Here is a 12,477-nt window from a genome sequence, read left to right as displayed (position 1 = left end):
AGTCGGGCGGTCTCACCAGTCAAGAACCGTATTCAGAAAGTCGAGCATGACGCGCAATCCACAGGAAAGACGTACGCCGGAGCAGATTCTCACGGGCAACAGGCGCATAGGGTTGGTGATGTTCGCAATCGCCGCGGTGTTTTTCGCGAGCATCATTCTGAAGCAGTGCTGGTTCAGCTAACACCGCAGTCGCAGTCCGTATGCAGGTTTGTTGAGGATTCAGATGTCGACGCAACCGCCGGCCGAGGCCGACCGCTCTTTCAACCGTTCGATGCTGATCAAGCTGTTCGTCGTCGCTTTGATGATGTTCGGTTTCGGTTTCGCGCTGGTGCCGATGTATCGCGCGATCTGCCAGATCACGGGCGTGAACAACCTCGTGCAGCGCGACGTTTCGGCGCGCGAGGCGAAGAATACGCAGGTCGACATGAGCCGCACGATTTCGATCGAATTCGATGCGAACGCACGCGGCCTGTTGGGTTTCAAGCCGGAGCAGCGCAGTCTGGACGTGCATCCGGGGGAAGTGACGACCGTCATGTACGACGTCAGCAACGAGCAGTCGCGCACGATCCGTGCGCAGGCGATTCCGAGCTACGCGCCGAAGCAGGCGACCGAGTACTTCAGGAAGATCGAGTGTTTCTGTTTCACGCAGCAGACGTTGAACGCGAACGAAACGAAGCGGATGCCGGTGGTGTTCGTGGTCGACCCGAAGTTGCCGAAGGACGTGAAGACGATCACGCTGTCGTACACGTTTTTCGAGTTGAACACGCCGGCGGCGGCAAGCGCGGATGACGCGGCGCCGAAGGGGAATGCAGTGAACAACGCCGCAGCCACTCCCGCGAAGCCGGCCTGAAGCAGCTTGGACGGCGCGAGCCGCGGACGAACGAAGGAAGACGAAGCGAGATGAACGATAACGGCGGCAGTCCGCGCAAGAGCAGTTTCGGTCAGTCGATGCGCGCGGTGTTCTGGTCGTTTTTCGGCGTGCGCAAGCGCCGCGATCTCGAGGCGGACGCGACGCAGCTGAACCCGCTGCATGTGATCGTGGCGGCGCTGATCGGTGCGGCCGTTCTGATCGGGGTACTGATTCTGGTCGTGCGCCTCGTGGTCGGTTGAGGCAGTAGCAGGGCACAGCAGCACAGAAGAGCCCACGAATTAGAGAGAAGCGGTGCGGTATCGACGCGCCGCCGAAGATACAGCCGGAGATTCCGGAACAACTGGACTGAAGTGGAGAATCAAGAATGAGCGGTCAAAACGAGAGCCCGTACTATTTCGTACCGCATCCGTCGCGGCATCCGATCAGCGCCGCTACCGGGTTGCTGGTCATGCTCGGATCGCTTGCGGCGTGGATCAATGACCACACGTGGGCGCCGCTCGGCGTGCTCATCGGTCTGTTGTGGCTGCTCTTTACGCTGTGGCACTGGTTTGGCGACGCGATCGCCGAGTCGGAAGGCGGCATGTACGGCAAGAACGTCGACCGCTCGTACCGCTGGAGCATGAGCTGGTTCATCTTCTCCGAAGTGATGTTCTTCGGCGCATTCTTCGGCGCGCTGTTCTATGCTCGCGAAATCGCGATGCATCAGTTGGGCAGCCTCGACTACAAGCTGATCTGGCCGGACTTCACGGCGGTGTGGCCGAACAACGGCCCGGCCGAACTCGTGGGCACCTACAAGTCGATGCAGCCGTGGCCGGTGCCGACCATCAACACGGCGCTGCTGCTGTCGTCGGGTGCGACGCTGACGGTGTCGCACCACGCGCTGCGCGACAACCATCGTAAGAAGGCGATCGCGTGGCTCGCGGCGACCCTCGTGCTGGGCGTGTGCTTCCTGTTCCTGCAGGGTTTCGAATACTTCCATGCATACCACGAGCTGAACCTGACGCTGGCTTCGGGCATTTACGGTTCGACGTTCTTCCTGCTGACCGGCTTCCACGGCTTTCACGTGTTCCTCGGCGGCACGATGCTCGCCGTCGTGCTGGTGCGCCTGATTCGTGGCCACTTCACGCCGGAACATCACTTCGCGTTCGAAGGCGCGGCTTGGTACTGGCACTTCGTCGACGTCGTGTGGCTCGGTCTGTACGTCGTCGTGTACTGGCTGTAATGCAGTCAGACCCGCGCGCGCCGCACGTCGGCGCAGGCGCGGGACGTGCGCAACACCTGTCAGGCGGCGCGCACGAGCAGTATGCAAGGATGAATGCGGCGCCGCCCTCGACCTGTCAGGGCGGCGTTTTGTTTGGTGGCGGGAAAATTTTTGCCGCCGACGCATTGCGCCGGCGACTTATCCGCGAGCGTCAGCGCCCGTACGGAATCCCGGTCGACTGAATCCAGCCCATCCAGTGTGCGAACAGGATGAACAGGAACAGCGAGATCGACAGGCCCACCCGCGTGGCGAGCGACCAGACCATCCGCTTGGTCTTGCCTTTGTCGTGCATCATGAAATACAGCGCCGACACCATGCTGGCGATGATCAGAGCAAAGGCGATGGGAACGATAATGTGCATGGAACCAACTGAAACCGGAAAGCGCAGTGGCAAGACACTCATTATCGCACCGCGCGCGGGCGTCTGCCGCAGGTTCCCGGCGGCCCTGCACGCGATGACGGAGTACCTGCAATGAAGTTTCGCCTGATTCCCGTGCTGCTGATCCTGCTGGTCGTCGTCGTGACGGTGCGGCTCGGTTTCTGGCAGCGCGATCGCGCGCATCAGAAGGAAGCGCTCGAGGCGCGCATCACGCAGTTCGAGAACGCGCCCGCGCTGCCCGTCAGCGCGACGCCGCTCGCGCTGAAAGACGTCGAGTTTCATCGCGTGAAGGCGCGCGGCAGTTTCGTCGCGGACAAGGTCGTGTACCTCGATAACCGTCCGTATAACGATCAGCCGGGCTTTTACGTCGTGATGCCTTTTAAACTCGCCGACGGCGGCTATGTACTCGTCAATCGCGGCTGGCTGCCGCGCAACCTGAGCAATCGCGAGACCATCGCGCCGTATACGACGCCGTCGGGCGAGGTCGAGATCGAAGGGATTGCGCGAGCCGACGCGTCACGCGCGTTCGAGCTCGGCGAGGGCGGATCGGCCGCGCATCACCTGATCCGGCAGAATCTCGATGTCGCCGCGTACGCCGCGGAAACCGGATTGCCGCTGCAATCGTTCGTGATCCAGCAGATCGGCGACACTCACGACGGCCTGGTGCGCGACTGGCCCGCGCCGACCACCGGCGTCGAACGCAACTACGGCTACATGCTGCAGTGGTGGGGCATGGCCGCCGCTGCGCTCGCGTTCGGTCTGTATGCGGCGCGCCGCGCGGGCAAAAAAGAACACGCGCCGGGCGCGTGAAGAACGCAAGGCACGGCTCGCCGCCGTTCAAACATTGAAAGAGGTTCTGTAGTGTCGACTCATACTCCCCGTTCGCCGGAAGTTGGCAAACCCGCTGACAAACCCACCGGCAAACCCGCCGCGGCCAGGCCGATGCCCGGCCAACCGAACGGCCCGGGTTCGTGGCGGCGCGGCCGCTGGGTGCTGCTGCTCCTCGCGGTGATCTGCGCGGCGCCGATCGCGATCTCGTACTTCATGTACTACGTCATCAAGCCGACCGGCGGTAGCACGAACTACGGCACGCTGATCGACCCGCAACGGCCGATCCCCGACTCGCTCGTGGTGACCGGCGAGGACGGTAAGCCGCTGAAGCTCGCGTCGCTGCACGGCCGCTGGCTGATGATCTCGGTCGACAACAGCGCGTGCGACAAAGCTTGCGTGACAAAGCTGTACTTCATGCGACAAATCCGCGCAGCGCAGGGCCCGGAACGCGAGCGCGTCGTGGAGGTGTGGCTGCGCACCGATGCGGACAAGGTCGCCGATGTGATACAAACCGCCTACCCCAACACCGACATGCTGATCGCCGATCCGGCGCAGGTTGCCGCGTGGCTGCCCGCCGACACCGGCACGCAGATCACCGACCACATTTACCTGGTCGATCCGAACGGCAATCTGATGATGCGTTTTCCGAAAGACGCGAACCCGAGCAAGATCAAGGGCGACCTGACCAAGCTGCTCAAGTGGTCGACCATCGGCTGAAGCCGCAACCTGGGTAAATGAGATGTTCGTATTGCAACTGGGCCTGATCGGCTTGTGTATCGCGTTGCTGCCGCTGTCCTACGTATGGGTCAAGGCCGACGACAACAAATTCCGCAAGCTGGTCTGGCTCACCACCTTCCTGACGCTCGACCTCGTGATGTTCGGCGGCTTCACGCGCCTCACGGATTCGGGCCTCGGCTGCCCGGACTGGCCCGGCTGCTACGGCACGTCGTCGCCGTTCATCGCGCACGCGGCGATTTCCGCCGCCTACCAGGCGATGCCGAGCGGCCCCGTCAGCATGACGAAGGCGTGGATCGAAATGATCCACCGCTACTTCGCGATGGCGATCGGCGTGCTGATCATCGCGCAAACGGTCATCGCGTGGACGGCGCGCATCAAGCGTCGTCCGCTGCATGTGTCACCGTGGTGGCCGACTTCGCTGCTGCTCCTGATCGTCGTGCAGGGCGCCTTCGGCGCGTGGACCGTGACGATGAAGCTGCAGCCGATCATCGTGACCACGCATCTGCTGCTCGGCCTCGCGCTGCTCGGCACGCTCGGCTGGCTCGCGGCGCGCTTGACGCCGCTGCCCGCCTACGAGCCGGAGGCCGCGCGCTGGCGCGCGGCGGCGCTCGCGGGTCTTGGTCTGCTGGTACTGCAGATTGCGCTGGGCGGCTGGGTCAGCACGAACTACGCGGTGCTCGCGTGCACCGACTTCCCGACCTGCAACGGCCAATGGATTCCGCCGATGGACTTCGCGCACGGCTTTCATCTGTGGCGCGCGCTCGGCATGACCGGCGACGGCGACGTGATCACCCAGGATGCGCTGGTCGCGATTCACTGGACGCATCGCACGTTTGCGTTCGCCGTGATCGCGTATCTGGTGTGGTTCGCGGTGAAGATGCGCCGTTTCGAGTCGCTGCGGCGACCCGCCAACGGCGTGCTGCTGGTGGTGCTGATCCAGTTCATCACCGGCTTGTCGAACATCGTGCTGCAATGGCCGTTGCCGATCGCGGTCGCCCATAACGGCGGGGCCGCGATCCTGCTGCTATTGCTCGTTATGTTAAACTTTCGGATCGCTTATAGCCGTCCCGGCCGCGCTGCGATCCCTGCGCGCGAAGCCGCGCCAGCGTGACTCACATGGACAGCACAACACTCTCCCAATCGCCCGGCAGCCGGGTCTCCCAATATCTCGCACTGACCAAGCCGCGTGTTACGCAGCTCGCGGTATTCTGCGCGGTCATCGGCATGTTCCTGTCGACGCCGGTTATGGTGCCGTGGACCGTCCTGATCGGCGGCACCGTCGGCATCTGGCTGCTGGCCGGCGCCGCGTTCGCGATCAATTGCCTCGTCGAGCAGCAGATCGACGCGAAAATGCGCCGCACGTCGTGGCGTCCGTCGGCGCGCGGCGAAATCACTACCCCGCAAATCCTGCTGTTCTCGGCCGTGCTCGGCGGCCTCGGCATGTGGACGCTGTACACGTTCGCCAATCCGCTGACCATGTGGCTGACGCTCGCCACGTTCGTCGGCTATGCGGTCATCTATACGCTGCTGCTGAAGCCGGCCACGCCGCAGAACATCGTGATCGGCGGCGCGTCGGGCGCGATGCCGCCGGCGCTCGGCTGGGCAGCGGTCACGGGCCACGTGCCCGGCGACGCATGGATCCTCGTGCTGATCATCTTCGTATGGACGCCGCCGCATTTCTGGGCGCTCGCGCTGTATCGCCGCAAAGACTACGAAAACGCCGGCCTGCCGATGCTGCCGAACACGCACGGCGAAAAGTACACGCGACTGCATATCCTGCTCTACACGGTCATTCTGTTCGCGGTCACGCTGATGCCGTTCATCTCCGGCATGAGCGGCGTCGTGTATCTCGCGGCGGCGGTGCTGCTGGGCGCCGTGTTTCTCGCGTATGCGTGGAAGATCTACCGGGAGTATTCAGACGAGCTCGCGCGCAAAACCTTCCGTTATTCGATCGTCTATCTGTCGCTGCTGTTCGCCGCGCTGCTGATCGACCACTATGCGCGCGTCGTAATCGGCGCGTAACACCATGCTCAACAACCGCTTTGCGCGCGTCGCGCGCGCCGCTGTGATCGCTTGCGCGCTCGGCGCGGCGTTGGGCAGCACACTGCTGATGACCGGTTGCGGCAAGCAGCCGCCGGCTTTTACGAATCTGGACATCACCGGCAACACACAATTCGCCAGCGATTTCTCATTGCCCGACACGTCCGGCAAGATTCGCACGCTTGCCGACTACAAAGGCAAGGTCGTCGTGCTGTTCTTCGGCTATACGCATTGCCCGGACGTCTGCCCGACGACGATGGCCGAGCTGTCACAGGCGTTGCAGCAACTCGGTCCGGAAGCCGCCAAGAGGGTGCAGGTGCTGTTCGTCACGCTCGACCCCGAGCGCGACACGCCGCAGTTGCTCGCGCAATACGTGCCGGCGTTCAATCCGAGCTTCGTGGGCTTGCGTCCTGCCAGCGAAGAGCAACTGGCGAAGCTCGCGAAAGACTTCCGCGTCTACTACGCGAAGGTGCCGGGCAAGACGCCCGACAGCTACACGATGGACCACACGGCCGCGAGCTATGTGTTCGACACGGACGGCAAGCTGCGTCTGTTCGCGCGCGATGGTCAAGGCGCGACGCCGTGGGTGCACGACTTCAAGCTTCTGCTCGATTGACGCGCATCGCATGCGGCTTTTTTATCGCGACGCCGCTCACGTGTCCCCGCATCGATCTCCTCTTCGCAACTCGCGCTCAAACCGGCGTCGGCAAATTCAGCCCCGGCGCGACACGCGTTGCCTTGAACTCCGTCACCTCGTAGCGCGCGAGCTGTTGCTCGGCGAACGGATCGCTCGCGAGAATGCGATCCAGCCTGTCGCGCTCTATACCCACCGCGATGATGATGCCGCCGTCGCGCGGCACTTTCGGGCCGGCCGCGACGAAGATGCCCGCGTCGAACTGCGTTGCGAGAAACGCGCGATGTGCGTCGAGCGCGTCGTCGATACGATCGAGCGGGGCGGTGTAGATCAGGTTGATTAGATACATGGTCGTTCTCAGTGGCGGTTGAGTGGGCCGTGCGAGGCCACGGCTCCAGATTATCGGTTAGCTGCGGTTTTGCGTCGCGCTAGCCTGCGCGCTCGCGCTATGCATATCCATATGCGCTAAGGGTATTTTCCAACTTGCCGCTCGTATGAAACAATTTTGGGCTTGGCCGACGGCGCACCGGCACGAACCGGAGCGCCGCCCATTTTCATCCGACTCCGGCATCCATCGGAGCCATCGACTCAAAAAGTCGAACCGCAACAGCGAGAAACACATGCAGCGCAGAAATATCCTCAAAGCCCTCACCGCAGTCGTCGCCGGCGCGGCGATCCTCACCAGCTTCGGCGCGCACGCCGACGACAAGGTCATCAAGGTCGGCACGATCGGCGGTCCGGACGCGCAGATCTGGGAAGTCGTCACCAAGGTTGCGAAGCGCGAAGGCCTGAACGTAAAGGTCGTCGAGTTCAACGACTACATCCAGCCGAACGCCGCGCTCGACGCGGGCGACCTCGACGCCAACAGTTTCCAGCACCAGCCGTACCTCGATAGCCAGATCAAGCAACGCGGCTACAAGCTCGTCAACGCGGGCCTCACGTACATCTCGCCGCTCGGCGCGTACTCGAAGAAGCTGAAGTCGCTGAAGGACCTGCCGCAAGGCGCGAAGGTCGCGGTGCCGAACGATCCGTCGAACGAAAATCGCGCGTTGCTGTTGCTGCAGGCGCAAGGCCTGATCAAGCTGAAGGACGGCGCGGCCACGGGCGGCAACAACGCGACGCCGCTCGACGTCGTCGACAATCCGAAGAAGATCAAGTTCGTCGAGCTCGACGCCGCGCAACTGCCGCGTTCGCTCGCCGACGTCGATGCCGCCGTCATCAACACGAACTTCGCGCTGGCCGCCGGCCTGCAGCCGACCAAGGACGCGATCGCGCTCGAAGACATCCACAGCCCGTACGCGAACCTGATCGCCGTGCGCACGAAGGACAAGGAGCAGCCGTGGGTGAAGAAGCTGGTCGCCGCGTATCAGTCGGAAGACGTGCGCCAGTTCATCAAGACGCAGTTCAAGGGTTCGATGGTGCCGTCGTTCTAAGCGACGCGTTCGGCGCGATCACACGCGCAGTCGCATAGCATCGAGAAAAGCACGCGCCGCACAGGCGCGTGCTTTTTTTATAGCTCCAACTCCCATCTTTCGATCATCAGATCGTGGCCGAAGCGGCGCTGCGTCGCGCTGTCGGCCAGCTTGAACCCAGCGCGCTCGCAAAGCCGCCGCGGCTCCGCCAATCCGTTCGCGGTGGTCAGCGTCAGCTTCGTGTAGCCCGCGCGCCGCGCGAAGCGCACGCATTCGCTGATCAGCTGCGTGCCGATGCCGAGTCGCCGCACGTCCGGTTCGACCCACAGCAGGCGTATGCCAGCGACCGTCGTCGAGACCCCGACGAGGCAAACCGAGCCGACCACCAGACCTTCCTGTTCAGCGATCCAGCACTTCTCGCGCAGTGGGTCGTTGCGCTGCGCGTACTCGGCGACGACGCGCGCGAGCAAGCCCTCGAACGTGTGATCCCAACCGTACTGCGCGGCGAACCACTGCGCCTGCCGATGCACGAGCCAGCCGCATTCGCCGGCGCGCGGCTGACGCAGCACCACGAGCTCATGCTTCGGCTGGTCGCCGAGCAGCCGCTCAATCAGCTTCATCGCGGCGATCAACTGCTCCTGCGATAGCGCGCTGAGTTTGTCGAGCAGGCCGAGTGCTTCGTGGATGGCGGCAGCGTCGAGCGGCGCGTAGGTTGCGTGGCCGTGCTCGGTGAGCGCGATCAGCGACTGGCGCGCGTCGGTGTCGGACGGGCGGCGCGAGATCAGGTTGCGTCGCTCGAAACTGGTCAGCAAGCGGCTCAGATAGCCACTATCGAGTCCGAGCGCGCGCCCGAGCACCGATGCGGTCTGCGCACGGGCACGCGATAGCTCGTGCAGCACGCGCACTTCCGTCAGCGAGAACTCGCTTCGCGCCAGATGCTCGTGCAGGGCGCCGATGCACTGGGTATAGAAGCGATTGAAATGGCGGACGGCCTGAGCGCGCCGCAGCGCCTCGGAATCAGTCAAGGACGGCTCCCCCGAAACTTTTTGTGGTCGGTACAGCGCACTATATCGGCACGACCCTTATTTACAAAGCCAGTCCATCGCAGCCACGCGCCAAGTGGTATTAAACAGGTATTGATCATTGAGAGTGTTTTGATACCACTAAAGGCCGTTCGCCGCTCGCTGGTATCGCCGGTTGGTCCGATTCGGGAAAGTCCTGGTCTGCGAATCCCTTTCTCATCAGCCCGCAAAACTGCCTCTGAGCCTTATCTGATAAGGCTTTCCGGTGGTATCGACCGGCATGGTACCAGTCCGTTGACTGGTATTATGTTGGTTATATAATGGGCTCTCATTTTTCGAGGCCGTGCTGCTCGCGGCGTCCTTGGAGCCCCATGGAAACTCGCTGGTCCGCATTGATGCCTGACGTGCGCAACGTCACGCCGCTCTACCTGCAGCTCGCGCGCAACCTGGCGACGGCGATCCATTGCGGCGTCTGGTCGGCCGGCGAGGCTCTGCCTTCCGAGCGCACACTGTCCGACGCGATCGGCGTATCGCGCATCACCGCGCGCAAGGCGATCGAACTGCTGGTCGAGCAGGGGCTGATCCGGCGCTCGCGCGGCGCCGGCAGCTTCATCACGCCGCGCGTCGAAGACCCGCTGTCGCGTCTCACCGGCTTCACGAAGAAGATGCAGCAGCGCGGTTTTCGCCCGGATTCGGTCTGGCTCGAACGCGACGTGCGCGCTGCCAATCGCGACGAGCTGCTGCACCTCGGCCTGTCGCCGGGAGCGGCTGTCGCGAGCCTGCGGCGGCTGCGGCGTGCGGACGGCATCGTGATGGCGGTCGAGCATTCGGCGCTGCCGGTCGCGATCGTGCCCGATCCGCTCGTGATCGGCGACTCGCTGTACAGCTATCTCGAGCAACGCGGCGCGGCTGTGGTGCGCGCGCTGCAGCACTTCCGCGCGGTCAACGCGTCGAGCGAAATCGCCGCGCTGATGGACATCGAACCGCGCACCGCACTGCTGGTCATTACCCGTATCGGCTACAGCGCGGATCAGCGCGCGATCGAGCTGACCGACACCTATTGCCGCGACGACTACTACGACTTCGTCGCTGAATTGCGCACCTGAATTGCGAGGGCCGCATAGGCCGCAGGTCCGGCGAACGCATTTTTGCCGCATACGCATCACGCACCAGAGAGACTTATGCTGACCGGAAACATACTCACCACCGAAGGGTGGATCCACGGCACGCTCGAATACGAAAACGGCCGCATCACGGCGCTGTCAGGCGAGCGGGTCGATCCGTCGACGAACGACGCGCCGTACATCCTGCCCGGCTTCATCGATCTGCACGTGCATGGCGGCGGCGGCGCCGACGTGATGGAAGCCGGCGACGCGATCGAAACGATCACGCGCACGCATGCGCGCTACGGCACCACGAGCCTGCTCGCCACGACGATGACCGCGCCCCGCGACGAACTGATGAACGTCGTCGCCGGGCTCGGCACCGTCACGCGGGTGCGCACGCCGGGCTGCGCGCGCGTGCTCGGCGTACATCTGGAAGGACCGTATATCAACCCCGGCAAGCTCGGCGCGCAGCCCGACGCGGCGGTATCGGCGGTGTTGGACGAGGTGCTCAAGTATCTGTCGATCGCGCCGATCCGCGTCGTCACGCTGGCGCCCGAGATCGCCGGCCACATGGAGATCATCTCCGAGATGGCGGCGCGCGGCGTGCGCGTGCAGCTCGGCCATTCGCTCGGCACCTACGACGACGCGGTCGCCGCGCTCAAGCACGGCGCGTGCGGCTTCACGCATCTGTTCAACGCGATGTCGCCGCTGCATCACCGCAACCCTGGCCTCGTCGGCGCAGCGCTCGCGCACGCCGAGTACGCCGAAATCATTCCCGACCTGCTGCACGTGCATCCGGGTGCGATCCGCACCGCGCTGCGTGCAATACCGCGCCTGTATGTGGTGACGGACAGCACGTCGGCCACCGGCATGCCCGACGGCGAGTATCGCCTCGGCAGCCAGCACGTGACCAAGTGTCTCGGCGGCGTACGTTTGGCCGACGGCACGCTCGCGGGCAGCACGCTGACGATGGATCAGGCGCTGCGCAATCTTGTCTCGATCGGCCTGCCGATCGCCGATGTATCCCACCGTTTGTCGCGCTACGCCGCCGACTATCTCGGTATCGAAGACCGCGGCCGCATCGCGCGGGGTGCGTGGGCCGACGTGGTCGTCTTCGACCGCGAGCTGGCGCTTAGCGCAACCTACGTCGAAGGAGAAGCCATTGTCGAATATGCTTAAAGAAGCGCTCGCGTCCGCCGCAACGGTCGCCGAGCAGCTCAAGGACACCTCGCGCGTCGCGGCGCTCGCCGCGAAGCTCGCGCAACAGCCGCGCCACGTCGCGCTGACCGTCGCGCGCGGCAGCTCCGACCACGCCGCCAGTTACTTTGCATCGCTGACGATGAGCCGCCTGGGCGTGCCGGTCGCGTCGCTGCCGATGTCGGTCGCGACGCTGCAGCAGGCGCCGCTGCAGGTGCGCGATCAGCTTGCGCTCGCGTTTTCGCAATCGGGCAAGAGCCCCGACCTCGTCGGCACGATGAACGCGTTGCGTGCAGCCGGCGCGCTGACGGTCGCCGCCGTCAACGCACCGAGCTCACCGCTGGCCGACGCCTGCGAGTGGCATCTGCCGCTCGTCGCCGGTCCCGAACTGAGCGTCGCGGCGACCAAGAGCTACATCGCGATGCTGTCGATCTCCGCGCAGCTGGTCGCACATTGGCAGAACGACGCCGAGTTGCTCGCTGGACTAAATACGCTGCCCGACGCGCTGGAACGCGCGGGCCGGCTCGACTGGTCGATGGCCGTCAACGAGTTGCGCGGCATCGAGCGGATGATCGTGATCGGCCGCGGCCTTGGCCTCGCGATCGCGCAGGAGGCCGCGCTGAAGCTGAAGGAAACTTCCGGCATCCAGGCCGAAGCGTTTTCGAGCGCGGAAGTGCGTCATGGTCCGATGGAACTGATCGATCGCGACTATCCGCTGCTCGTGTTCGCACCGCGCGGGCCAGAGCAGGCGGGTCTGCTGCAACTCGCGCACGACATGCGCGCGCGCGGCGCGCGCGTGCTGCTCGCGGCACCCGACGACGTCGCGGACGCTTCGCTGCCGCTCGTCGCTACCGCACACGCGGCGCTCGATCCGATCGCCGCCATCCTGTCCTTTTACGTGATGGCCGCGGATCTTGCCGCCGCGCGCGGGCGCAATCCGGACGCGCCACGCCATCTGAACAAAGTCACCGAAACTCACTGACGAG

At 64.2% G+C, this 12,477-nt stretch carries 16 protein-coding genes; 13 read left to right on the top strand and 3 right to left on the bottom strand.

Annotation, left to right across the window (positions count from 1 at the left end; genetic code table 11):
* Positions 1-46 precede the first annotated feature (46 nt).
* From VSR82_RS13700 to VSR82_RS13685, 4 genes are all read left to right on the top strand, one after another.
* Positions 47-181, top strand: coding sequence for a cytochrome oxidase small assembly protein (locus tag VSR82_RS13700; protein WP_368587222.1), 135 nt, complete (start codon positions 47-49; stop codon positions 179-181).
* A gap of 42 nt (positions 182-223) precedes the next feature.
* A complete protein-coding gene (locus tag VSR82_RS13695; RefSeq protein WP_410848199.1) occupies positions 224-850 on the top strand; it encodes a cytochrome c oxidase assembly protein in 627 nt (208 codons plus the stop codon).
* Between the two features lie 50 nt (positions 851-900).
* Positions 901-1,110 carry a DUF2970 domain-containing protein gene (locus VSR82_RS13690; protein ID WP_018419310.1) on the top strand — a complete coding sequence of 70 codons (210 nt, stop codon included), beginning with the start codon at positions 901-903 and terminating at the stop codon, positions 1,108-1,110.
* A 125-nt stretch (positions 1,111-1,235) separates the two neighbouring features.
* On the top strand, positions 1,236-2,093 hold the full coding sequence (locus VSR82_RS13685; RefSeq protein ID WP_429461046.1) for a cytochrome c oxidase subunit 3: 858 nt from the start codon (positions 1,236-1,238) through the stop codon (positions 2,091-2,093).
* A gap of 190 nt (positions 2,094-2,283) precedes the next feature.
* Here VSR82_RS13685 and VSR82_RS13680 read toward each other — a convergent pair whose 3' ends face one another.
* Complete coding sequence (locus VSR82_RS13680; RefSeq protein ID WP_008921867.1) at positions 2,284-2,493, bottom strand: twin transmembrane helix small protein; 210 nt, start codon at positions 2,491-2,493, stop codon at positions 2,284-2,286.
* 111 nt (positions 2,494-2,604) lie between these two features.
* On the opposite strand from VSR82_RS13680, the gene VSR82_RS13675 reads away from it, so the two are divergent.
* The 5 genes from VSR82_RS13675 to VSR82_RS13655 are packed head-to-tail and all read left to right on the top strand — an operon-like array spanning position 2,605 to position 6,736.
* Positions 2,605-3,321: an SURF1 family protein gene (locus tag VSR82_RS13675; RefSeq protein ID WP_429461043.1), complete on the top strand. Its 717-nt coding sequence runs from the start codon at positions 2,605-2,607 to the stop codon at positions 3,319-3,321.
* Positions 3,322-3,372: 51 nt separating this feature from the next.
* Entirely contained in the window at positions 3,373-4,059 is a 687-nt protein-coding gene (locus tag VSR82_RS13670) for an SCO family protein (RefSeq protein WP_368587225.1), read from the top strand.
* 22 nt (positions 4,060-4,081) lie between these two features.
* Entirely contained in the window at positions 4,082-5,191 is a 1,110-nt protein-coding gene (locus VSR82_RS13665; protein ID WP_368587226.1) for a COX15/CtaA family protein, read from the top strand.
* 5 nt (positions 5,192-5,196) lie between these two features.
* On the top strand, positions 5,197-6,102 hold the full coding sequence (gene cyoE, locus VSR82_RS13660; protein ID WP_429461039.1) for a heme o synthase: 906 nt from the start codon (positions 5,197-5,199) through the stop codon (positions 6,100-6,102).
* Between the two features lie 4 nt (positions 6,103-6,106).
* The gene (locus VSR82_RS13655; protein ID WP_410848195.1) at positions 6,107-6,736 is read left to right on the top strand and encodes an SCO family protein; all 630 of its coding nucleotides are present in this window, start codon (positions 6,107-6,109) and stop codon (positions 6,734-6,736) included.
* 76 nt (positions 6,737-6,812) lie between these two features.
* On the opposite strand, the gene VSR82_RS13650 is transcribed toward VSR82_RS13655, so the two are convergent.
* Positions 6,813-7,103, bottom strand: a complete 291-nt coding sequence (locus tag VSR82_RS13650) for a YciI family protein (protein WP_368587228.1) — start codon at positions 7,101-7,103, stop codon at positions 6,813-6,815.
* 271 nt (positions 7,104-7,374) lie between these two features.
* On the opposite strand from VSR82_RS13650, the gene VSR82_RS13645 reads away from it, so the two are divergent.
* Positions 7,375-8,187, top strand: a complete 813-nt coding sequence (locus tag VSR82_RS13645) for a MetQ/NlpA family ABC transporter substrate-binding protein (RefSeq protein WP_429461036.1) — start codon at positions 7,375-7,377, stop codon at positions 8,185-8,187.
* Between the two features lie 77 nt (positions 8,188-8,264).
* Here the strand turns inward: VSR82_RS13645 and VSR82_RS13640 are convergent, their stop codons facing one another.
* Complete coding sequence (locus VSR82_RS13640) at positions 8,265-9,191, bottom strand: bifunctional helix-turn-helix transcriptional regulator/GNAT family N-acetyltransferase (RefSeq protein ID WP_429461034.1); 927 nt, start codon at positions 9,189-9,191, stop codon at positions 8,265-8,267.
* A gap of 368 nt (positions 9,192-9,559) precedes the next feature.
* Here VSR82_RS13640 and VSR82_RS13635 point away from each other — a divergent pair, with 368 nt between their 5' ends.
* The 3 genes from VSR82_RS13635 to VSR82_RS13625 all read left to right on the top strand — a co-directional run bounded on the left by VSR82_RS13635 (position 9,560) and on the right by VSR82_RS13625 (position 12,473).
* Positions 9,560-10,294, top strand: a complete 735-nt coding sequence (locus VSR82_RS13635) for a GntR family transcriptional regulator (RefSeq protein ID WP_013088293.1) — start codon at positions 9,560-9,562, stop codon at positions 10,292-10,294.
* A gap of 75 nt (positions 10,295-10,369) precedes the next feature.
* A complete protein-coding gene (gene nagA / locus VSR82_RS13630) occupies positions 10,370-11,473 on the top strand; it encodes an N-acetylglucosamine-6-phosphate deacetylase (protein ID WP_410848192.1) in 1,104 nt (367 codons plus the stop codon).
* On the top strand, positions 11,457-12,473 hold the full coding sequence (locus tag VSR82_RS13625) for an SIS domain-containing protein (protein WP_410848191.1): 1,017 nt from the start codon (positions 11,457-11,459) through the stop codon (positions 12,471-12,473). Before nagA ends, VSR82_RS13625 begins: the two co-directional genes overlap by 17 nt.
* Positions 12,474-12,477: the final 4 nt, after the last annotated feature.

The sequence above is a fragment of the Burkholderia sp. JPY481 genome (assembly GCF_038900515.1).
Taxonomy (GTDB): domain Bacteria; phylum Pseudomonadota; class Gammaproteobacteria; order Burkholderiales; family Burkholderiaceae; genus Paraburkholderia; species Paraburkholderia youngii.
The sequence above is the reverse complement of the archived record's forward strand: the minus strand, read 5'-3'. Positions and strand labels throughout refer to the sequence as shown.

Excerpts from the sequence above, each read along its gene's own strand:
- nagA (WP_410848192.1), top strand. The coding sequence starts at position 10,370 with ATGCTGACCGGAAACATACTCACCACCGAAGGGTGGATCCACGGCACG.
- VSR82_RS13650 (WP_368587228.1), bottom strand. The coding sequence starts at position 7,103 with ATGTATCTAATCAACCTGATCTACACCGCCCCGCTCGATCGTATCGAC.
- VSR82_RS13655 (WP_410848195.1), top strand. The coding sequence starts at position 6,107 with ATGCTCAACAACCGCTTTGCGCGCGTCGCGCGCGCCGCTGTGATCGCT.
- VSR82_RS13665 (WP_368587226.1), top strand. The coding sequence starts at position 4,082 with ATGTTCGTATTGCAACTGGGCCTGATCGGCTTGTGTATCGCGTTGCTG.
- VSR82_RS13675 (WP_429461043.1), top strand. The coding sequence starts at position 2,605 with ATGAAGTTTCGCCTGATTCCCGTGCTGCTGATCCTGCTGGTCGTCGTC.
- VSR82_RS13635 (WP_013088293.1), top strand. The coding sequence starts at position 9,560 with ATGGAAACTCGCTGGTCCGCATTGATGCCTGACGTGCGCAACGTCACG.
- VSR82_RS13690 (WP_018419310.1), top strand. The coding sequence starts at position 901 with ATGAACGATAACGGCGGCAGTCCGCGCAAGAGCAGTTTCGGTCAGTCG.
- cyoE (WP_429461039.1), top strand. The coding sequence starts at position 5,197 with ATGGACAGCACAACACTCTCCCAATCGCCCGGCAGCCGGGTCTCCCAA.
- VSR82_RS13700 (WP_368587222.1), top strand. The coding sequence starts at position 47 with ATGACGCGCAATCCACAGGAAAGACGTACGCCGGAGCAGATTCTCACG.
- VSR82_RS13645 (WP_429461036.1), top strand. The coding sequence starts at position 7,375 with ATGCAGCGCAGAAATATCCTCAAAGCCCTCACCGCAGTCGTCGCCGGC.
- VSR82_RS13685 (WP_429461046.1), top strand. The coding sequence starts at position 1,236 with ATGAGCGGTCAAAACGAGAGCCCGTACTATTTCGTACCGCATCCGTCG.
- VSR82_RS13680 (WP_008921867.1), bottom strand. The coding sequence starts at position 2,493 with ATGCACATTATCGTTCCCATCGCCTTTGCTCTGATCATCGCCAGCATG.
- VSR82_RS13695 (WP_410848199.1), top strand. The coding sequence starts at position 224 with ATGTCGACGCAACCGCCGGCCGAGGCCGACCGCTCTTTCAACCGTTCG.